The sequence below is a fragment of the Streptomyces sp. NBC_01283 genome, assembly GCF_041435335.1.
Lineage (GTDB): Bacteria > Actinomycetota > Actinomycetes > Streptomycetales > Streptomycetaceae > Streptomyces.
Genome location: NZ_CP108430.1, coordinates 88328 through 109859, shown reverse-complemented (window position 1 = coordinate 109859; position 21532 = coordinate 88328). Strand labels below are relative to the sequence as shown.

18 protein-coding genes are annotated in these 21532 nt (G+C 69.0%); 12 read left to right on the top strand and 6 right to left on the bottom strand.

Features of this window, described 5'->3' with window-relative positions; all coding sequences use genetic code 11:
* Positions 1-41: 41 nt before the first annotated feature.
* The 3 genes from OG302_RS00370 to OG302_RS00360 form a co-directional block, all read right to left on the bottom strand.
* Positions 42-1031, bottom strand: coding sequence for a transketolase family protein (locus OG302_RS00370; protein ID WP_371524651.1), 990 nt, complete (start codon positions 1029-1031; stop codon positions 42-44).
* A complete protein-coding gene (locus OG302_RS00365; RefSeq protein WP_371524649.1) occupies positions 1028-1858 on the bottom strand; it encodes a transketolase in 831 nt (276 codons plus the stop codon). Before OG302_RS00365 ends, OG302_RS00370 begins: the two co-directional genes overlap by 4 nt.
* A gap of 67 nt (positions 1859-1925) precedes the next feature.
* Complete coding sequence (locus OG302_RS00360) at positions 1926-3278, bottom strand: ATP-grasp domain-containing protein (RefSeq protein WP_371524647.1); 1353 nt, start codon at positions 3276-3278, stop codon at positions 1926-1928.
* 190 nt (positions 3279-3468) lie between these two features.
* Between OG302_RS00360 and OG302_RS00355 the strand changes: the two genes are divergently transcribed.
* Positions 3469-4476 (top strand): aldo/keto reductase, encoded by a 1008-nt coding sequence (locus tag OG302_RS00355; protein ID WP_371524645.1) that lies wholly within the window; start codon positions 3469-3471, stop codon positions 4474-4476.
* 21 nt (positions 4477-4497) lie between these two features.
* Here the strand turns inward: OG302_RS00355 and OG302_RS00350 are convergent, their stop codons facing one another.
* The gene (locus OG302_RS00350; protein WP_371524643.1) at positions 4498-5187 is read right to left on the bottom strand and encodes a LuxR C-terminal-related transcriptional regulator; all 690 of its coding nucleotides are present in this window, start codon (positions 5185-5187) and stop codon (positions 4498-4500) included.
* A gap of 484 nt (positions 5188-5671) precedes the next feature.
* On the opposite strand from OG302_RS00350, the gene OG302_RS00345 reads away from it, so the two are divergent.
* The 9 genes from OG302_RS00345 (at position 5672) to OG302_RS00305 (ending at position 16470) form a co-directional block, all read left to right on the top strand.
* Positions 5672-6787 (top strand): fatty acid desaturase, encoded by a 1116-nt coding sequence (locus OG302_RS00345; RefSeq protein ID WP_371524641.1) that lies wholly within the window; start codon positions 5672-5674, stop codon positions 6785-6787.
* Complete coding sequence (locus OG302_RS00340) at positions 6784-7989, top strand: aminotransferase class V-fold PLP-dependent enzyme (protein ID WP_371524639.1); 1206 nt, start codon at positions 6784-6786, stop codon at positions 7987-7989. The genes OG302_RS00345 and OG302_RS00340 overlap by 4 nt, the downstream gene beginning before the upstream one ends.
* A complete protein-coding gene (locus OG302_RS00335) occupies positions 7986-9239 on the top strand; it encodes a hypothetical protein (protein ID WP_371524637.1) in 1254 nt (417 codons plus the stop codon). The genes OG302_RS00340 and OG302_RS00335 overlap by 4 nt, the downstream gene beginning before the upstream one ends.
* Complete coding sequence (locus tag OG302_RS00330) at positions 9236-10462, top strand: MFS transporter (protein WP_371524635.1); 1227 nt, start codon at positions 9236-9238, stop codon at positions 10460-10462. Before OG302_RS00335 ends, OG302_RS00330 begins: the two co-directional genes overlap by 4 nt.
* Positions 10463-10476: 14 nt before the next feature.
* Positions 10477-11790, top strand: a complete 1314-nt coding sequence (locus tag OG302_RS00325) for an aspartate kinase (protein WP_371524633.1) — start codon at positions 10477-10479, stop codon at positions 11788-11790.
* A 104-nt stretch (positions 11791-11894) separates the two neighbouring features.
* Entirely contained in the window at positions 11895-12839 is a 945-nt protein-coding gene (locus OG302_RS00320; RefSeq protein WP_371524631.1) for an MBL fold metallo-hydrolase, read from the top strand.
* Between the two features lie 164 nt (positions 12840-13003).
* On the top strand, positions 13004-14005 hold the full coding sequence (locus tag OG302_RS00315) for an aspartyl/asparaginyl beta-hydroxylase domain-containing protein (RefSeq protein ID WP_371524629.1): 1002 nt from the start codon (positions 13004-13006) through the stop codon (positions 14003-14005).
* 21 nt (positions 14006-14026) lie between these two features.
* Positions 14027-15220, top strand: a complete 1194-nt coding sequence (locus OG302_RS00310; RefSeq protein WP_371524627.1) for a peptidogalycan biosysnthesis protein — start codon at positions 14027-14029, stop codon at positions 15218-15220.
* Positions 15202-16470 carry an MFS transporter gene (locus OG302_RS00305; protein ID WP_371524625.1) on the top strand — a complete coding sequence of 423 codons (1269 nt, stop codon included), beginning with the start codon at positions 15202-15204 and terminating at the stop codon, positions 16468-16470. Before OG302_RS00310 ends, OG302_RS00305 begins: the two co-directional genes overlap by 19 nt.
* A gap of 42 nt (positions 16471-16512) precedes the next feature.
* Here OG302_RS00305 and OG302_RS00300 read toward each other — a convergent pair whose 3' ends face one another.
* Positions 16513-17835, bottom strand: a complete 1323-nt coding sequence (locus OG302_RS00300) for a KamA family radical SAM protein (RefSeq protein ID WP_371524623.1) — start codon at positions 17833-17835, stop codon at positions 16513-16515.
* A complete protein-coding gene (locus tag OG302_RS00295) occupies positions 17832-19118 on the bottom strand; it encodes an aspartate aminotransferase family protein (RefSeq protein WP_371524621.1) in 1287 nt (428 codons plus the stop codon). Before OG302_RS00295 ends, OG302_RS00300 begins: the two co-directional genes overlap by 4 nt.
* A gap of 326 nt (positions 19119-19444) precedes the next feature.
* Between OG302_RS00295 and OG302_RS00290 the strand changes: the two genes are divergently transcribed.
* Both OG302_RS00290 and OG302_RS00285 read left to right on the top strand, forming a co-directional pair.
* Positions 19445-20404, top strand: coding sequence for a TauD/TfdA family dioxygenase (locus OG302_RS00290; RefSeq protein WP_371524619.1), 960 nt, complete (start codon positions 19445-19447; stop codon positions 20402-20404).
* 17 nt (positions 20405-20421) lie between these two features.
* Positions 20422-21507 (top strand): alpha-hydroxy acid oxidase, encoded by a 1086-nt coding sequence (locus OG302_RS00285; protein ID WP_371524617.1) that lies wholly within the window; start codon positions 20422-20424, stop codon positions 21505-21507.
* Positions 21508-21532: the final 25 nt, after the last annotated feature.

Below are 21532 nucleotides of genomic sequence, written 5' to 3'. Positions count from 1 at the left end.
GATGCGTTCCGCCACGCCGCCCCGGCGGCGGGCGGTTCGCCTCACACCAGAGCGTCCAGCGCCTCGGCGACGGCGTTGCTCACCGTGATCCCGGCGTGGTGCAGCAGGTACTCCTCCCCGCCGACCAGGTCGTAGTGGATGTCCGGCACGCCGATCCGCCGCACCGGGGGCCCGCCGACCTCCGCCACCACCTCGCACACCGCCGCCCCAAGGCCGCCCAGCGCCCGGTGGTCCTCGATGGTCACCACCACCTCCGCGTTGGCACTCGCGTGCAGCACGGCCTCCCGGTCGAGCGGCTTGACCGTGTGCATGTTCAGGTGCCCGGCACTCACGCCCTGTGCGGCGAGCTCCCGCGCCGCCTGGGCCGCGACCAGGTTGGGATGCGGGCCGGTGGCGACGAACAGCACCCGGCCGGGATCCCGCAGGACCTTCGCCCTGCCGAGCACGAACGCGGCGCGCTCCTCGTACAGCGGCGTCGTGACGTTGCGCCCCAGCCGCAGGTACGCCGGCCCCGGGTCCTCAGCGATCGCCACGGTGGCCTGCGCCGCCTCCCAGGCGTCGGCGGGCACCACCACCGTCATGTTCGGCAGCATCCGGGTCATGCCGATGTCCTCGAGCGAGTGATGGGTCGGGCCGTAATGACCCGAGGCGAGACCCGCGTGCGTTCCCACGATCTTGACCGGCAGATTCGCACCCGCCACATCGATCTTGATCTGTTCGTAGGCACGGGCGATGGCGAAGGGGCTCATGCCGTTGGCGAACACCGGGCGGGCGGCCACCGTCATGCCGGCGGCCACACCCATCATGTTCTGCTCCGCGATACCGAGGTCCACGTGCTGACGCGGCAGTTCGACGGCGAAGTGGTCCTCGAAGTTCATGTCGGCGGTCAGACACGCCAGGTTCGGGTTCTCCCGCGCGAGCGCGAGCAGCATCATGGCGTACGCGTTGCGGCTCTCGATCGTCGAGCGGTTCTCCCAGACGTGGTCGAGGACCTCCGCCACGGTGCGACGCACCGCGATGTCAGTGCTCATGCCCGGTCACCTTCCAGGACGGCCAGCGCCTGACGCCGTGCCGACTCATCGAGGGTCGCCGAATGGCTCTGCTTGGTGTCCTGCAGCCCCGGCACTCCACGCGCCTTGACCGTGCGGGCGATGACGACCGTCGGCCGGCCCGGCTCGACGGGCCCGGTCAGCGCGGCACGGATCTGGTCGTGGTCGTGCCCGTCGATGCCGAGCACGCGCCAGCCGAAGGCACCCCACTTGTCGGCCAGGGGCTCCAGCGACATGCACTCGTCGGTGCGGCCGCTGATCTGCCAGCCGTTCCGGTCGACGATCGCGATCAGGTTGTCGGCGCCATGATGGGCCGCCGCCATCGCCGCCTCCCAGTTGGAGCCCTCCTGCAGCTCCCCGTCACCGAGGATCACAAAAGCCCGCTTGTCGTGGCCGAAGCGCTGGCCGGCCAGGGCGACACCGAGGGCCAGGGGGAGCCCATGCCCCAGGGCACCGGTGGAGAAGTCCACCCCTGGAAGCCGTTTCATCGGGTGACCGCCCAGCCGGCTGCCCTCCTCGGCGTAGGTGGCGCACTCCGACTCCGGGATGACCCCGGTGGCGGCGAGCACCGCGTAGAGCGCCGCGGAGGCCTGCCCCTTGCTCAGGATCAGATGGTCACGATCGCCCGACGTGCCCTCGCCCGCCGGGTCGCGCAGAACCTCCGCGTAGAGCACGGCCAGGAGGTCGGCGATCGAGATGCTGCCGCCGATGTGTACGCCGTTGGGGGAGGCGCTCATCTCGATGATCTTGCGCCGGATCTGCAGGGAAAGCTGCCGTGCCGTGGTCTGCGGAGGCGACTGTATGAGCATGGGGGATGGATCCTTCCGTAAGTCGGCCGGCGCCTTGACCAGACCGCCGGGTTGCGGTGCCCGAAGGTCACACCACGCCGCAGGCGGCCCGGGGGGCCGGCCGGCGCACCTGGAAGAGCGATTCGCGAACGGACTCGATGAACCGGTAGTCGATCTCCAGCGTCACCGGGTCCGCATGGGTCAGGAACACCCGCAGCGGACTCGTCAGCAGGTCATGGGTGGGCACGATGACGTCACCGGGGCCCCGCTTGACCACGAGGTCCACCACCGAGGGCCGGTCGCGGATCTCCTGGACCAAGGCCTCGTCGACCGAGACCACGGTGCCGGACAGCGAAGTCGGGGCGTTGTAGACGGCGGCAGGCTGACGCCGCTCGTAGATCCCGTCGGCGTGCTGGGCGAGGAACTCCTGGGGGCGGAGGTAGGCCAACGCCGTCAGGTCGGCGCTGTTCACGCCGATGGCCCGGTCGTGGAAGGCGGGATGCAGATGCCCGTTGACGCGGGCGCCGACCTCGACCAGCGCCGGACCGGCATCGGTCACGATCAGTTCGGTGTGCGCGGGACCGTGCTGAATGCGCAGGACGTCGAGGACCGTACGGGTGTAGGCGGCCAGTTCCGCGACCACCGGAGTGTCCGAAGGCAGCAGGATGTCGCGGTTGTAGATGGGCTTGCCGTTGTCCAGCAGGCGCTTCTCGTACCGCCAGACACCGCAGACGTAGTGATGGCCGTCGACGCTCACGGTGTCGACGATGTACTCGGTGCCCTCCAGGTAACTCTGGACGAGCACCTCGGTGTTCGCGCCGTTGAACACGGTGGTGCTGGACAGCACCGACCGGAACGCGGAGCGCAGCGCCTCGGCGTTGCGGCAGACGGTGACGCCGTCGGTGGACGCGGATGCCAGCGGTTTCGCCACACAGGGCCAGTGCCCGTTGGCCTCGACCCACGCAACGGCCTCTTCCACGTCATCGGTGAGCAGCTGTTGGGCGGTTCGCAGCCCCGCCGCGGAAACGGTCTCGATCATCTTGTACTTGTCGCGACGCGCATCGGAGTGCGTGGTCCCGTTGGTGCGGACATCCAGCGCCTCGCTCAGCCGGTCCGCGAGCAGGACACCCGGCTCCTGGCCGGGCAGCACGAAACGCACCCCGGCCTCTTTGAGAACCTGCTCGGTGCCGCCGTCCGGGTCGTAGACCAGCCAGTCGAGATACGCGGACCGGTCCCACGGCTGCATCCGGGAGATCGGCTCGGCACTGCTCTGCACGTGGATCACGTCGAAGCCCAGCCGGTTGAACGCCGCCGGCAAGTAGTTGCCCGTCCCGTACGCGTCGACCAGGACACCGACCGAGCGGCCCCTGGACCTGCGCACCACCTCGGAGGAGCGGTCCCCCAGCTCCTCGATACCCCTGTCCACCATCAGCTCAGTCATCGGATTCTCCCGCCTCGGGTCATCGCGGTCAGAGCTCAGAACGTAGGAGCTGGGAAACGCGGGGAAGCGGGTGATACGACTTGAGACACATGGGGGCACCCCCAAAGGCACACAGCCGAAACCGGGGCCCGACGCCGTCGGCATGGTGATCTCCCGGGCGCTCTTGCCGATTCCCCGAGGAAGGTGCGGGATGACTTACTCAGCCGACGAGGACCGCTACGGCCGCCTGCGCTACCGGCGCGCCGGGCACAGCGGGCTGCGACTGCCGCCCTTGTCCCTGGGGCTCTGGCACAACTTCGGTCCCGACCGCGCAGCCGACGTCCAACGGGCTCTGCTGCTGCGGGCCTTCGATCTGGGCATCACACACTTCGACCTCGCCAACAACTACGGCCGACCGGTGTTCGGATACGCCGAGACCCGCTTCGGAGAGGTGCTGAAGAGTGACCTGAGCCGCTATCGGGACGAGATCGTCCTGTCCACCAAGGCCGGCTACGAGAGCTGGCCGGGGCCCTACGGCATCGGCGGCTCCCGCAAGTACCTGATGGCTTCGCTCGAGCGCACCCTGCGCCGCCTGGGCGTGGAGTACGTCGATGTCTTCTACTCGCACCGGCCCGACCCGGACACACCGGTCGAAGAGACCATGAGCGCCCTCGCCGACGCCGTGCGGCAGGGCAAGGCCCTGTACGCGGGCATCTCCAACTACTCCCCGGAGGCGACGCGGCAGGCCGCCGACGTGCTCACCGACGCCGGTGTGCCCCTGACGCTCCATCAGCATCGTTACTCGATGTTCGACAGGACGCCCGAGCGAGGGCTCTTCACGGAACTGGCCCGGCTCGGCACCGGCGGCACGGTCTTCTCCCCGCTCGCACAGGGACTGCTGACCGATCGCTACCTCAGTGGCCGGGTGCTTCCCGGCACTCGCGCGGCGGCCGGCATGTTCCTCTCCGCCGAGGACATCACCGACACGTATCTGCAGCGGGCCAAGGCGCTCAACGTGATCGCGGGCGAACGAGGCCAGAGTCTTGCCCAGCTGGCCCTCAGCTGGGTGTTGCGCCGGCCGGAGGTCACCTCGGCGGTGATCGGGGCCAGCAGTGTCTCCCAGCTGGAGGCCAATGTGGCGGCGCTGGACGCGCCGCCGCTCACCGAGCGGGAGCTGGCCGCCATCGAGCCGTACGCGGTGGATCGGGCCGCGGAGTGACCCGCCGGCCCAGGTGACCGCTCATGTCGCCACGCGCAGACCGTGGGCCGCACGCGTGTCGCCGGGGTGGATGAGCCGCATCGAGGAGGCCTTGTTGACGGCGTCCAGGCGGCTGACCGCGCTGAGCTTCTCGAAGATGTTGCTCAGGTGCCGTTTGACGGTGCCCTCCGCGATCCCCAGCTGCACGGCGATCTGACGGTTGCTCAGGGCTGCTGCCGCGTGGGTGAGGACCTCCAGCTCGCGCGCCGACAGCTCCGAGCCGGTCACCGGGCCGCTGCCCGCGGCCCGCAAGGACCGCCGGTGCAGCGGCAGCGTCACCGTCTGGTAGGAACGGGCCCCCCGTTGCGCGCACACGGCGTCGACGACGCTGCCGTAGCCGACGCTCTTGTGCAGATAGCCGTGGATGCCCAGGTCCAACAGCCGCTGCACGAGGCGCGGTTGCTCCAGCATGGACAGCACAAGCACACGGCAGGCCGGAATGCCGTGCAGCAGACGCGTGGCGATCGCCTCGCGATCGTCGGCCGGAACCATCTGGACATCGAGCACCACGAGGTCGGGCCTGGTCCGTGCGACCAGCGTGAGCAAGTCGGCCACCTGGCCCGTCTGGCCCACGACCTCGATGCCGGGCTCCGTGTCCAGCAACGCGCAGAGAGATTCGCGCAGCAGTCTCTGCTCGTCTGCGATCACAACGCGTACGGATGCGTGGGACATGGCAGGCAGTACTCCTGTGTTTCCGGGCAAGTGGGTGGGCGGCGCGCCGGACCTTCGTACGTCATGGGAGCGGAATGCATGCCGGTCTCGCGGTGCACGGAAATTGCCGGCACTCGGAAATCGATCCCGGGCAGCGTAGAACCCAATTCTCGCCCAGAGCAGTGGATTTCCGAACCCACGTTTCTGAAAACGGTGCGTTGCCTGTCGACCGTCAGCGGCGCACACGAATCACGTTAGCGACGTCCATTGTCCGGGCCTATATGCACTTCTCATATGTACCCGTGAACGATTCCCGGAACGATTGCGGACAGGGGCCGAAAGCCACGCCCGCATGTGCCTTTGAGCGCGCCGGCATGTGACAGAAGTCGTAGCACCACCGGCCCGGCACGGTCCGCCGCCTACGTTTCTGGCGTCCCCGGGCCGATCAGGCCCTCCGTTGCCACAGGGAGGAACGCCGATGGCGCCCTCGACTCAATCTCCCACGATGCGAGGACACGTCGACTACGACTTCAGCAAGGTCGCCCCGGAGATCCGCAAGAGACTCCGGCCGCTGGGCGCACTCGACAACTGGCACGCGATCCGCGCGATCCTCGCGGACTACGTGGGTGTCGCCGTCGCGATCTGGGCGTGCCTGTACATCTCCTGGTGGCTGTACCCGCTGGCGTTGCTCTTCATCGGCTCGACCCAGCGCGCGATGGTCAACCTCCTGCACGAGGCGTCGCACAAGGTTCTCAGCCGCAATCCGGCGCTCAACCTGACCCTGGGGACGGTGTTCTCCGGCTATCTCGTCTTCCACCTGTACTCGCCCTACCGGACCAGCCACATCGGCTTCCACCACCGCTACCTGGGAGACCCGCAGAAGGACCCCGACTACGAGTTCCACCGGGATCTGGGCCTGTACGACCCGGCCAAGTCGGACGCCCGCTTCTTCCTGGAGAACATCGCGCTGGCCGTCCTGGGCCTGCGCACCGCCTCGTACGTCCGGTACATCGTGCGGGACCGGATCTTCTACCGGGGGCCGGGAACCAACGTCTCCATGCCGGTCGGCCTCGGCGCGGAACGGCTGATGTTCGCCGTGCAGTGGGTGCTGATCACGGGGGCCTGCGCCGCCACCGGAACGCTGCATCTGCTGCTGCTCTTCTGGATCGTGCCGCTGTTCACCAGCGCGGTCGCCGTGGGATGGCTCTCGGAACTCGCCGAGCACTACCCGATGCCCGAGAGCGAGCGCGCCCAGCTGCTGATGACGCGCAACCGCCATGGATGGGCCCTGGAGAACTACCTGCTCGGCAGGCACCACGACAACTACCACCTGGTGCACCACCTCAACATGAGCATCCCGTTCTGGAACATGAAGCGCGCCCACCGCATCCTGCTCGACGATCCCACCTACGCCCGCTGGGACGCCCTGTGGGGCGGCATCGTCACCCGCGCCAAGAACAGGGCCGGCGCGGAGACGGTCGTGACGTACGCCGCCAAGTACCGGCGCTGGCGCCGGGCCGGCGGGGACCCCCAGGCCTCTTCGCCCACCTTCGCCGAGGTGTTGACCCTCGCACACACCAAGCCCGCGGAGCCTGCGGAGCCTGCGGGGAGGCACGCATGATCGACCGGACCTACTCGACGCGGTGGCGCTCGTACCTCAACACGGCCGGCTCCGGGCTGCAGAGCCGCGAAACCCGCGAGGCGGTGGCCGACTACCTCACGCTGGAAGGGACGATCGGCTCCTACTTCGCCGAACGTGCCTACGCGGAACTGATCCAGGACGGGGTGTACCGCAGCCTCGCGCAGCTGTTCAACTGTCCGCGGGAAGCCGTGGCGATGTCGGACTCCGCGACCCGCGCCTGGCACAGCGCCGTGGCCGGCCTGACCCTGACCGCAGGCGACACCGTGTGGACGACGCCGTACGAATGGGCCGGCAACCTCCTCTTTCTCAAGAACGCGCAGAGAACCGCGGGATTCTCGATCCAGGAGATACCACTCACCCCGGACGGGGACGTGGACATCGAATGGTGCCACCAGCACATCAGCGACCGGGTTGCCCTGATCTCGGTGACACACATGCCCTCCTGCACGGGGGCCCTCACCCCGCTGGCCCCCTTCTCGGAACTCGTCCGTGACCGGCGCACGCTGCTGGTCGTCGACGCCTGCCAGTCGGTCGGGCAGCTCCCCATCGACCTGACGGACACGCCCGTCGACCTGCTGACGGCGAACGGCAAGAAGTCGCTGCTCGGGCCGCGCGGCACAGGCTTCGCGGTGGTGTCCCCCCGCTTCCTCGCGGCAGCCGAGCCGGTCAGCGTCGACGTGCACACCCACGCGTTCGCACCCGGCGGCGGCATCCGTCACCTCACCGGCGGCGCGACCAGGTTGGAGCTCGGTGAGCGAAGCGTGTCGGCCTTCGTCGGGCTCGACACCGCCCTGCGGCAGGCCCGGTCCAATGACTGGGACGGGATGGCCGGTCTGTCGAAAGACCTGCGCGAGCGGGCCCGGCAGATCCCGGGGCTGCGCGTGCACGCTCCGGGCACCCACCACACCGGCATCATCTGCGTCACCCACGAGCGCATCGGGCCCGAGCAGCTGTGGCACGAGCTGTGCCGGGCGGGTGTCGCCTGCTGGCTCATCGACGGCGCACACACCCCCAACTACCTCCTGCGCAACGGTATTTCGCACGCGGTGCGGCTGGCTGTGGGACCACGCACGACGCAGCAGGAGATCGACTACGCGATCGGCGTCCTGGAAGAGATCGGCAGCCGCCGGGCCTCCGTGCCCGCCATGGCAGCCCCGCGGGAGAAGGAGTGGTCAGCGTGAAGAAGATCATCATTCTTGGCGTCAATGCCACCAGCGCCAAGTACGTCCCCCGGGCGCTGCGTTCGGCCGGGTTCGAGCCCGTCTTCCTGGCGGACCCCGAGGAGTTCGCCGGCCAGGCCGCCGAGAGCCTGCGGGACTGCGCCTGCTTTCCGACGGACATCCAGGACCGGGCCGCGGTCCTGCGTCTGCTGGCCGACGAACCGTCGATCACCGAGGACGCGTTCGCCATCACCGGCTTGTACGACGAGAAGTTCCCGCTCATCGCGGAGATCGCCGCCACCTACGATCTGCAGGGGCCGGAGCCGGTCGCCGTGCGGCTGGCCTCCAAGTCCGAAGTCGCGTCTCTCATACCGGAGTTCAGCCCGCCGACCCGGCAATTCACGGCAGGCGAGGCAGCCCGGCTTGCAGTGGACCCCGCCACCCTCGCTCCGGCGCCCGACGGCTACATCCTCAAACCGGCCGAGCAGGCCGGCGGGCGCGGCGCGGCGCGTCTGCCCCAGGGGGCCGGACCGCTGGACGTGTGGAACGCCGTGGCCACCACCGGCCTCTCGCAGGACGCTGCCCACCCCTGGGTGCTGCAGGCGGACATCCGCGGGTCGCTGTTCAGTCTGGAGGGCTACGTCACCGAAGGCCGGATCGTCTTCGTCGACTTCTCCCAGCGCGGGCGCATCTCCTGGACGGAGGTGAGCAACCTGCTTCCTGCCGATCGCCGGCTGCCCCGCGGTACCGAGGACCTGTGCAAGACCGCTGTCACCACGCTCGTCGAACGCTCCGGTCTGTCCCAGGGCTACTTCCACTGCGAGTTCCTGGTCAACGGCAAGCGGCCGTTCCTCATCGACGCCAACATCGGACGCCTCGGCGGCGGTGCCATCGTCGAGCAACTCGGGCTCGCTCACGGCCTGGACCCGGCCGAGATCCTCGCCCATGTCCTCACGCTGGGCCTGCCGGCCGCAGGCACCAGCCCGGAGCCCGCCTACCACCCCCAGGGCAGTGGCGAGTCCACCCTGTCGTACTACTACGGCATCGAAGAAGGCGGGCAGATCACCTCGGTGACCGCGCCGGACGGCGGACGCTGCCTGCACACCCAGGTCGCGCCGAAGGGGGCCCGCGTCGGGCCCGTGGGCACCGGCGACGCCGCCTGGGTCGGGATGCTCACCGGCCTCACGAGCGACGTGGCACGTGAGATCGAGAACGTCGTGGTGCACACCACCGACGGCCCGCGCCGGCCCGCCTGGGTGGCGCCCTCATGAGTCGTGAGCGTGCGGCGCCGCCCGGCGGCTGGACGATCTACGCCGTCCGCTTCCTCACCTACAGCACATGGGGCGTTCTGTACCCCTTCTTCACGGTGTGGCTGCTGGACCAGGATTCCTTCTCGACCGCGGACTGCGGCCTGATCACCGGCGCCGCGGTCCTGGCGAACCGGCTCGGCTCCCTGGCATTCGTCCGCGTCCTGCCGCCGGGCAGCGAGCGGGCCTCCATCATCGGTTCGCAGCTCGTGATGGCTGCGGCAGCAGGCCTGATGTGTGCCATGGCGCTGCTCCCGGTCGGCTCGCTCATCGCCTGGATGCTGGTCTCGGGGATCTTCGGCCTCGCGGGTTCGCTGGCCACGCTCGCCCAACTCACGCTGATCGTGCACCAGTTCGGCCCGGAGGAGACCCGTCGGGCCTTCTCCTACGAGAACGTCGCACTCAACGCGGCCGGCGGCCTGGCCCCCTTCGTCTCCTCTCTGGCCTACGCCGCCACGGGCCGGTACTACGTGCTGGCCCCGATCGGGTTCGCCGTGCTCGCGGGGCTGCTGGCGACGCGCCTCGCGACGGGACGCGTGCCGGTGCGCGAGACGCCGGGGAAGGCGCCGGATCCCGCAGTTCTGCCCCGGGGCATGGGCGCCCTGCTGGGGGTCAACTTCCTGACCCACATCACGTACGCGCAGTTCTACGGCGTGTTCGCCGCCTACGCGAGCCCGAGCCTGGGAGCACGCAGCGTCGGCCTCCTGTTCGCCTTTGCCAGCGTCGCCATCGTGGTGACGCAGGCGCTGGTGACCCGGCTGTGCCGAGAGGCGCGCGAGCCCGCCCTCATCGTGGGCGCCAACCTGGCCCTGGGAGCCGGCACCATCCTGCTCGTGGCGCCGCAGGGCGGCATGGCGCTCATGCTTCTCGCCGTCCTCGCCATCACCATCGGCGAGATGCTCTACGGCCCGGTGTACCAGACGCTGGCCGTCGCGGTCGCGGGTGGACGTACGAGCCTGGCCGTCGGCGCCCTGACCTTCGTCTGGGGACTGGCCGAATCCCTCGCCGTGGCAGCGGGACTGTGGCTCATCGGGGCCGGCCTCGGCGCCGCGACGTTCTTGATCGGAGGCGGGGCGGCCCTGGCCGTCGTCGTGATCGTCGCCGTAATGCACCGCAGCTTCGCTGCCATGGCGAACACCCCCGTGCCCGTGCCCGCGGCCCGGCGCACCGCCGATTCCACTTCGTGACGGGAAGAGACAACGTGGCATCCGCACCCTCCACCCATCAGCGCCCCACCCTCGACCAGCGCCCGGCTCGCGTACTCAAGTTCGGCGGGACCTCGATGGGAACCACCCCCGAGCAGCTCGCACGGATCGCGCGCATCGTTGCCGCAGCCCACCGGCACAGCAACGTCGTGGCCGTCGTCTCCGCCCGCGGCGATTCCACCGACCGGCTCATCGACGAGGCACGTTCGGCCGTCGCCGTGCCGCCGAGCCGCGAACTCGACCAGTTGATGGCCACGGGAGAAGCCCGCTCGGCCGCCCTGCTGGCGATGGCACTGCACGAACTGCGCATCCCCGCGGTGTCATTGCTGGGAGCGCAGGCCGGATTCACCGTGTCCGGCGAGCACACCAACGGGCGCATCGAAAAGCTGGACACCACACGGCTGCGCCAGACGCTGTCCCATGGGCAAGTGGCCGTCGTGGCCGGCTTCCAGGGCCTGACCGCGGACGGCGATGTCATCACCCTGGGCCGGGGCGGCTCCGATACGTCGGCCGTGGCTCTGGCCGTCGCACTCGGCGCCGCGGCCTGCGAGATATACACCGACGTCGACGGCGTCTTCTCGGCAGACCCGCGCATCGTGCCGCAGGCTCGGCTGATTCCGGTCGTCCGCAACAGCGTCATGTCGGAGATGGCCTATGCCGGAGCCCGGGTACTGCACACGCGCTCGGTGGAACTGGCCGGCCGCGCGGGCGTCGCCCTGCACGTACGGAGCACCTTCAGCCGCAGCCCGGGGACCGTCGTGGTCTCCGAACAGGAAGGAGAACCCGTCATGTTGGAAACCGAGGACCGTGTGGCAGCGGTGTCCCACGAGCCGGGGAACGCCCGGATCACGATCGTGAGCGCCTCTCCCGAGGCCCCACTGCCGGGGACCGAAGTTCTGGCCCTGCTGGCCGACGCGTCGGTGCCGATCGACGTGATGACCAGGTTCACCGACAGGGCGCAGCGGCACGGGTGGGACTTCACGGTGCCGGCCAAGGACATCGACACCGTGACCAGCCTGCTCGCGACCCTGCCCTGCCGGGTCGCGGTCGACCCCGCCGTGGCCAAGGTGTCGGTCGTCGGCTCCGGTCTGCTCAGCGACCCCCGAACCCTGGGCCGCCTGCTGAACACGCTGCTCGCCGAGGGGATCGACCCCCTGTCCCTGGCCACCTCGCAGAGCCGGATCTCCGCGACGGTCGCCGAACCCGACTGCTCCCGCGCGGTGGCGGCCCTGCACGCGGAGTTCGTGTCCGCACCCGACCTGCACGAGTCGATCGGATCGACGGCCGTCACCGTCGGTTCATCCGTTTGACCCGCCCGGCCCGGGCGCGGCAGGCGCGCCTGCTCCGCTGCGTGCCGATCACGTCCTTGAAGCCTTCCTGCGCGCCACCCGCCAGCCACCGAAAGGGGCCCTCCATGACCGAGCCGGATCTGCTCCGCGCCGGGCACCACCTGCGGGTACTGCGACAGTCGCGCACGACGGGTAACGCCGACGGGGTGTTCGCCTACATCCCACCCGACGAGGGCTGGTGCCAGAACAACGCGGGCATCATCACGGGCCCCGAGGGGGTCACGGTCATCGACACGGTCGCGACCGAAGCACGCACGCAGGCCCTGCGCGCCTCCATGGAAGCCCTGCGCGCGGGACCCGTCCGCAAGGTCGTCAGCACACACCATCACGGCGGCCCCATCTCCCGCAACGGTGCCTTCCCCGAGGCGACCGTCATCGCGCATTCGCTGACGCGCAGCGAGATGGCGGAGACAGAACCCGCTCCGACGGAGCTGTGGCCTGGCGCCGGCCGGGGCGACGTGCGTCCCGTTCTGCCCTCGGTCACTTTCGACGAGCGCCTCACCCTGTACAGCGGGGAGCGACGCATCGAGCTCGTCTTCTGCGGGCCCGCGCACACCACCAACGACGTGGTGGTGTGGCTGCCGGGAGACCGGGTGCTGTTCACCGGCGACGTGGTGCTGGCGGGGGCGGCCCCGTGCACGGTGATGGGCTCCGTGGAAGGGGCGTTGGCGGCCATCAGGACCCTGCGGGCCTTCGGCGCCCGTACGGTCGTCTGCGGGCGCGGTCCCATCCGGGGCGCGAAGGTCTTCGACGAGACGGAGGCCTACCTGCGGTGGATCCAGATCGTCGCGATGGAGGGCTGGCAGCAAGGCCTGACACCGCTGGAGACCGCCAGGAGGACAGGGACGGGCCGCTTCTGCCACCTGACCCGCGCCGAGCGCATCGTGGGCAACCTCCACCGGGCCTACGCCGAACTCGAGGGCGGCGCCTTGGGCCGGCCCCTGGAACTGCCCCAGATCTTCCGGGAGATGGCGGAGTTCAACCACATGGCGTCACCACCGCTTCCCTGACCGGAGACAGCGAGAGCAGGCCGGTGTTCGTGCTCTCAGCCGTCCATTGACAGAACCGCTCGGTTGGTTTTTTCTTGGCTATGAGTGTGCGGCCAAGGCCGTCCGAGTTCCCTCCGAACAGCTCTTTCGTCAGCACAGTCAGTCATACGAAGGAAGGAACAGACGTGTCTGCTGGAACGATTGCGGATGCACAGGCCGGGATCCCCGATGTGGTTCGGCTCACGCCGAACTTCGACGTGGACTCCCTGGTACGCGACGTGCAGGCCCTGCGCGCGGAACAGGCCGCCGACTGGAAACTGCAGAAGACCTTCGTCACCGATGACCACCTGGTCGAGACCGAACTCGACTGGCACATCATGCCGCTGCGCAGCACAGGCGGGGACAAGGCGCGCACCGACCCGGGCGGACCGGGCCTGGTGTCGTTCGCCGACACCTCCCACACAAAACTCGCCCCGCACCTGCACGCGGTGATGCGAGCGATCCCGTCGCCGCTGCGCTCCGTGCGCCTGATGGCACTGGGCCCGGACACCTACGGCCCCGACCACTTCGACAACAAGTACGCGCTCACCTGGGGCATCGCCCGACTGCACGTACCGGTGATCACGCTGCCCGAGGCGAAACTGTTCTTCGGACAGACCCCGTACGTATGGGAAGCGGGCTCGCTCTGGTTCGGCAACTTCGCCCGCACCCACCGGATCGAGAACAGCGGCCGCAGCCACCGCGTGCACTTCGTGCTGGATGTGCAGGTGACCGAGGCGCTGTTCGATCTGTTCCCGCCGGAGGTCCGCGCCGAGCTGCCCTTCGACAAGATCATGGTCAACCGTGATGAGCAGCCGTTGCGGCCCTCGGCCCTGCACCAGGTCGCCTTCGAGGTACCGAAGTCCTTCACCGACTGGGAGGAGGCCGACGGCGAGTTCCTCATCGACCAGCCGACGGTCCCGTCCGAGATCAGGGTGCAGGACGGCCGTCTGGTGCTGCACTACGACGGAGCCCCCTACGCGGGCCTGGTGCACATCGGGGACAACGAATTCCGCTTTCAGGGATGGACCGACGAGCGCACCGTCCAGGTCGTCGACGACGGGGGGCAGCGACGGGTCGTGCTGCGTACCAGGGTCGGCAAGCAGGTCCGGACGCTGGCGCTCCCGGCGACGCCCCAGAGTGTGTGAACCGCCACGGTGGAGGCCGATATGAGCATGACCGTGAACAGCTGCCGGACGACCGGCTTCGGCTCCCCGACCGAGGGGCTGGGCAAGGAGGAATGGGACCGGCTGGCGGGTGACCACCTCTATGCCACCAGCGGGTGGCTGGACTTCTGTGTCGATGACCCCGGGGGCCGCACGCTCACCGGCAACGTGCACGCCCGGCTGCCCGGCGGCACCGCTGCCGTTCCGGTCACCGCGGTGTGGGAGGAGAACAACGGGTTCTACCAATGGAGCCGGCTGCTGGACAAGGCGGGCCTGCCTGCGGTGAGCCCGCAAGGTCTCCTCGTCGGCCCGCGCCGTGGCTATCAGACGAACCTGCTGATCAGCGACGGGGTGGAGCGCACCGAAGGGGCCTCAGCCCTGGTGGAAGAACTCGCCGGCCTGCGCAGGCGGGCCGTGGCGGACCGGATGTTCGACCACGGCGACCCCGACCAGATCCCGTGCCACGGCATGTTCCTGACCAGCGCCGACGTGCGCGCCCTTCGCTCCGCCGGGGTACGCGCCGAGCCCGTACTGTGCGCCGCCGACGCCTGGATCCGTACCGAGGGCGGTGACTGGGACGGCTGGATGCGCACGCTGCCGTCCAAGCGCCGCGGCGAGCTGATCCGCCGGGACCAGCGGCGCTTCGATTCCGCGAACTACCACTTCATCGAGAAGCCGCTCTCGGAATGCTATGAAGAGGCGGCCCTGATGTCCCAGGGCACCCAGGCCCGCTACGGGCAGCCCGCGGATGTCTCGGTGCTCGCCGAGTCCCTGCGCGTCCAGGCCGAGACGATGGGCGAGGCGGCACGGGTGCTGATGTGCGGCCGAGAGGGCGAACCCCCCGTCGGGTTCCTGCTGTTCTACCGCTGGGGCGACGCGACCTTCCTCAAGGGCGCCGGATTCCACTACGACCAACTGGTCGGTGTCGCCGAGTACTTCAACCTCGTCTACTACGAGCCGGTCCGCGACGCGCTGCGCCATGGCAGGCGCTGGATGCACGCCGGCATCGCGTCGACCGACACCAAGGCGATGCGCGGCGCCGAGGTCCGCCCCCTGTGGATGCTCGATGTGTTCGGCGACGCCGCCCACAACGACGCCATCCGCGCCTACAACGCGGCCCAGCTGCGCGAACTCACCGAGTCCTCCACAGCGGTGGCCAAGGCAGTGGTCGAAGACGAGTGGTTGGAGTTCTGTTGAAGTCGCGCCTGTTGCTCAACGGGGATTTCGCTCGTTTCTGGCTGAGTCAGGTGCTGACCAGCGTCGCGTCGAAGAGCATGACGATGGTCTTCCCGCTGCTGGCGACGATCTCGTTCGCGGCCACGCCCTTCGAGGTGGGCGTGGTCGCCGCCGCCCAGTACGTGCCGGTGCTGGTGGTGACCCTCTTCATCGGAATGTGGCTGGACCGGCGACCACGGCGGCCCACGCTGCTGTTCACCGACGTGGCGGGCGGGCTGGCGCTGCTGATCATCCCGGTTCTCAGCGGGCTCGACGAGTTCCATCTCGGGATGCTGTACGCGGTCGCCTTCGGCTTCGGCTCACTCGTCGCCATCGCCGAGGTCTGTGCGCAGGCGTATACGCCGAGTCTGGTGCGCGAATCCGAACTGGTCGCCGCGATCGGGCGGCTCGAAGCGGTGTTCACGCTGGTCGTGGTCGCCGCACCCGGCCTGGGCGGGCTGCTCATGAACTGGCTGGGCGGCTCCGGCGCGGTTCTGATGGGGGCGGTGCTCTACCTGATCGCGGCGCTCGTCCTGCTCAGCGTGAACCGGCGCGAGCCGCCGGTCGTCGCGCCGGTGACTCGCGAACGCATGGTGAGCGAAATCGCCGCGGGCGCCCGGCTCCTGCTGTCCATACCCGTACTGCGGACGCTGATCGGGCAGGCCGCGCTGTTCAACTTCTTCGAGCAGGCGATGCTGACCCTGTACACCGTGTACGCGGCCTCCGTCGTCGGCGTCACGCCGGCGCTGCTCGGCCTGACCGTGACGCTCGGCGCCGTCGGTTCCATGCTGGGCGCGGTCGCCGCCGAGCAGGCTGAACGCAGGTGGGGGCTGAAGCGTGTCGTCGTGGCGAGCATGGCCATCGCATCGTTCGCGCCGGTGCTGATCCCGCTCGCCACGGATCCCACCCCGCTCACCGTGACGATCTGGTCCGTTTCCTTCGTTCTCTACGGATTCGGTCTGACCGTCTACAACGTCTTCAGCACCTCCACCCGCCAGAGGCTCACCCCGGACCATTTGCGTGGCCGCGTCGCGGCGACCACTCGCCTCGTCGCCTACGGGCCGCTCAGCGCCGGCACGCTGCTCGGGGGCAGCCTCGGCTCACTGTTCGGGGCGCGTGAAGGACTGTGGATCACGGTGGCCCTGCTGATGGCGGCTTTCCTGCACTTCGTCGTGGCGATGAAGCGCACCCGGATCCCGGACCTGCGGGCCGAACCGGAACTGGCGAAGTGAGGGTGCGGGGCGTGTCTGGCCCCGCACCCTCACTTCCCGCTCTCAGCGGTCCTGGCCAAATGGCTCCGTCTGCCAGAACCACGGTTCGTCGAACGCCGGCTTGAGGTCGTCGAACCACACCGCGTGCTCGTCGTGCTTGGCGAAGAACGGCCGGCCGACCCAGTTCGGATCGCGCGCCTGCAGAAAGCGGCAGCAGAACACGTCCTGGCCGGCGATGCGGGCGATGCCGTCGACTGCCACCTTGCCGGGCGAGGCGGACATGACCGGCCCGCGCGCCGTGCGCTCCAGCCCGGAGACCGATGAGATCGCGTCGCGGTAGATGGACACGGCTCGGTCCAGCGGCAACTCGAAGTACTGGCTGGCTCCGGTGTCCCGCTCCACGAACATGTAGTACGGCGCCACACCGAGTCGGGTCATCGTCCGCCACATCTGGGCCCACACGGCCGGGTCGTCATTCACATGGCGCACCAGAGGTGCCTGCGCACGGATGACGGCGCCGGTATCCCTGATCCGCCGGATGGCCTGCCGGCAGGCATCCGTCTCCAACTCGCGGACATGGGAGAAGTGCGCCATCACGGCCACGTGCCGACCCGCCGCAGTCGCCTCTTCCAGAAGGCGCAGCAGGTCCGTCGCATCGGCGTCGGTGGTGAAGCGGTAGGGCCAGTAGGACAGTGCCTTCGTCCCGATGCGGATGTTGCGGATGTGTGCGAAACGGGGTTCCAGCAGCGGGGAGAGGTAGGACCGGAGCCGGTCCGTAGACATGATCATCGGGTCCCCGCCGGTGAACAGCACATCCGAGACCTCGGGGTGGGCCGCAAGATACTGGAGAGCTTGCTCCGGCCCGGACACGGCCTGCTTCAGTTCCGCGACGCCGATGAACTGGGCCCAGCGGAAGCAGTATCCGCAGTACGCGTGGCAGGTCTGGCCCTGTCCGGGGAACACCAGCACCGTCTCCCGGTACTTGTGCTGCAGACCGACGAGCGAGCCCGTCTCGTCCTCGGGGACGTTCGCCTGCAGCTGCTCCCCGGGGTGGGGGTTGAGCTGCAGCCGAGCCCTGTTGACGGCGCTGCGCAGTTCCGCGCGGGGCGCCTTGCGGTCGATCAGTTCGGCGACCTCCTGGTATGCCGGCTCGGGCAGCATGTCGCGGTCGGGGAAGGTCAGCCGGTAGATCGGATCGTCGGGAGCCCTGTCCCAGTCGATGAGTTCGTCGAGCACGTAGTTGTTGACCTTGAACGGCAGGACCGCGCTCACCACCTCGATGTCCCGGCGGACGGCAGGGTCCAGCCGCTGTACCTGAGGCAAGTGGGCCAGCCGCGCCCCGGGAACCGCCCGCATCTTCATGGGGCTGGGGGACTTCCCCGTCATGCTCGCTCCTTCGTCATGCCGGTGCGCGAGAGCCCGGTGGCCGAGGCAAGGGCCCGGGACAGCGCACTCACTGCCTGGTCAACCTGGGCTTCCTCCACGATCAGAGCGGGGAGCAGCCTCAGTACGTTTCTCAGTGGTCCGCCGATCTGCACCAGCAGCCCCTGGGCGATGGCCTCTTGCTGGACACGGAGCGCCTTCTCGGGGTCCGGCCGGCCGTCCGGTGACGAGAACTCCCAGCCGAGCATGAGGCCGAGCCCGCGAATGTCACCCACGACCTCGTGCTCCTCGGCGATCTCCATCAGTCCCTCGGCGAGCCGGAGGCCCTGGAGAGACGCGTTCGCCACGAGTTCTTCGTCCGCGATGACGTCGAGCGTGGCCAGCGCCGCAGCGCAGGCCACCGCGTTGCCGCCGTAGGTTCCGCCTTGTGAGCCCGCGGGGGCGGCGCTCATCAGCCGTTCCGACGTGGCCATCACCGACAGCGGCAGTCCGCTGGTCATCCCCTTGGCGGCCACCAGGATGTCGGGCTCGACGCCGAAGTGCTGATGGCCCCAGAACCGCCCCGTCCGCCCGAACCCGGTCTGGACCTCATCCACCACCAGGAGGAACCCGTGGCGGTCGGCCCTCTCCCGTAGTCCTTGCATGAAAGCGGCGGTGGCAGGGATGAATCCACCCTCGCCCAATACCGGTTCCACGATGAGAGCCGCGGTGTCCTCGGGGGCGGTCACGGTCGCCAGGAGGAAGTCGAGTTCCTGCAGGGCGAACCGGGTGGCCTCGTCCTCGCTCCAGCCGTACCGGTACGCGGAGGGGAACGGTGCGATGTGCACCCCGGCCATCAGAGGGGCGTGCCCCGTGCGGAATCGCGGGCTTGAGGTGGTCATCGACGCGGCGCCGACGGTCCGGCCGTGGAAGCCGCCGTGGAACACGATGACGTTCGGGCGCCTTGTGGCCTGCCGGGCCAGGCGCAGCGCCGACTCCATCGCCTCACTGCCGGAGTTGGCGAAGAACAGGGACTGCAGCTCAGCCGGAAGTACCTGCCCCAAACGGTCACACAGGTCGAGCAGGGGCCGGTGTCGCACGGTCACGTACTGGCCGTGGATCAGTCGACTGGCCTGGTAGGCGATCGCGTCGACCACCCACGGGTGACAGTGGCCGGTGCTGGTGACCCCGATCCCGGCAGTGAAGTCCAGATATCGCTGCCCGTCGTCTCCGTACACGTCCAGCCCTTTTGCGTGACTGACGGTGACCGGAGTCGCTGGCTTGAGAACGGGCGATAAGCGTGCCATGGGTCGTCCCTCCGTGTGGTTGCACCCCTGTGGCGCTGCGCCGACCCGATGAAGGTAGCCAGGCCAACCCGAAAAGACAACCGGACAGTCGGTTTATTGCTCGCCTGCCCCATGGGGGAGATATGCATGCTTACTGGTGGTTTGCCCCGTGGAGATGCCGCAGTTGGGCGATGTCCTGTGCAGTTTTCTCGCCTTGACAAAACCACACGGTCGGTTTTTGATGCGTTGGTCAGCCATCACGCCGCCCTTCACCGCACGCGGCGTGTCACCAGGAGCCACCAGTTGTTGATCACCTGCCGTCAGAGCAGGGGAATTCGAGGGGTCTGATGACTGCGCCGCTTTTCGAACTGACCGACCGAGAACGCTCCGTCCTGTGGCAGCAGGCCGAGGAGGTCGTCCACCACGGCCCCGAGGCCGTCGGCGAGGACGCCCTGCCCATACGCGTGAAGGAAGCGATACAGGACTTCGGCCGGGACTCGGGCGAGAGGGGTTTCATGCTCCTGCGCGGCCTGGAACTCGGCCCGCTCCCGCCCACACACGCCGACGGCGAACCGGCGACCCTACCGGGTCACGGCACGGCCGGCCTGGGCATGCTCATCGCCGAAACGCTCGGCACGATGATCGGCTACGCCGACGAGAAAAGCGGCGACCTGGTCCACAACGTGCAGCCGCTGCCCGGCGAGGAGACACGGATCGAGGGCTCCGGATCCGTGGCGTTCGACTTTCACATCGAGAACGTCCACCACTCGCTGCGCCCGGATTTCATCGGCCTGATCTGTCTCCGGCAGGACCACGACGGCATCGCGTCGACCCGCATCGCCTCCTGCCGCGAAGCGATGGACCTGCTCAAGCCCGAGACGGTGGAATCCCTGCGGCAGTGCCAGTTCTACAGCAACTACCCGGGCTCCTTCACCAGGGAGGCCACCGTGGAACCCGCTCCCTCGGGCCCCCACCCGGTCCTGTTCGGCAGCACCGACAAGCCGTTCATGCGCTTCAACTCCCACAACACCACCTCACTGAACAAGGCGGGCCGTGCCGCACTTCGCGCTCTTGCCGAGGCGCTCGAAGACGTCTGCCACGACGTGATCCTCCAGCCGGGCGACTGCGCCCTCCTGGACAACAACGTCGCGGCACACGGGCGTTCGGCGTTCGAGCCCCGCTACGACGGACAGGACCGATGGCTTCGGCGGTTCTACTCGATCAAGTCGATCCCGCACTCCGTGCTGCAGATGATGGACGGCTCGCGCGTCGTCCCGCCGATCCCGGCCATCGAAGGCATCTGGTGAGGCAACAGGAGAAGCACGTGCCCGACCTCGACGCACTCCTGTCGCTCGCCGACTTCGAGCAGCGCTGGATGGCTCACGCGGACCGGCCTGTCGCCCAGTACGTGGCAGGCGGAGCGGGATCGGACGGTGTGGTCGCCACCAACACGGCAGCGTTCGACGACGTATGGCTGTGCCCGCGGGGGCTGCACGACGGCCCCGCGGAACTCGACACATCGGCCACGGTGCTGGGCCATGAGCTCAGCTTCCCGCTCATGCTCGCGCCCACGAGCCCGCAGCGGCTGGTGCATCCGGACGCCGAACTGGCCACCGGACGAGCGGCGGCCCAGCGCGGCCTGCTGTCGATCGTCAGCACCGACTCGCACTTCGCCTACTCCCAGATCGCGGAAGCAGCGCCTGGCCGTACCTGGTTCCAGCTGTTCCCCTACCGCTCTCGCACGGACGTCGACGCCACGGTCGAGTACGCCGAGAACTGCGGCGCCTCGGCCCTGGTCGTCACGGTTGACGCATCATTCCCGGCGCGGCGGCTGACCACGGTGCGGGCGGGCTACCGGCTGCCCCCCGGCGTCGACTACGGAACCCTGCGAACCCTGGGAATCCTGCAGGGCGATCCACCACGCGGCGGTCGGCACGAAAAGATCCCTGTCACCTGGGACGATCTCAAGCGCATTCGCGCCCGGACCTCCCTGCCGATCCTCGTCAAAGGCGTGCTCCGGCCGGCCGACGCCCGGCGCTGCGTCGATCTGGGTGCCGACGCGACCATCGTCTCCAACCACGGCGGCCGTCAGCTGGATGGTGTCCTGCCGGCCCTGTTCGCCCTGCGCTCGATCGTCGCGGCCGTCCCGCGAACTCACCCGGTGATCCTCGACGGCGGGATCCGCTCCGGCATCGACCTCGCCAAGGCGATCGCGCTCGGAGCCCGGGCGGTGTGCATCGGCAGACCCTACCTCTGGGGGCTCGGCCTCGGCGGTCAGCAGGGAGTGGAACGCGTAGTGGACCTCCTGCACGCCGAATTCAGCGACGCCCTCCTGCAGCTGGGAATCACCACGGTCGAGGAGTTGGACGACTCGTTCGTGACCACGTCGTGCCGTCACGTGCGCGGCTGACCCGGTAGCCCCGTCCAGAAGAACG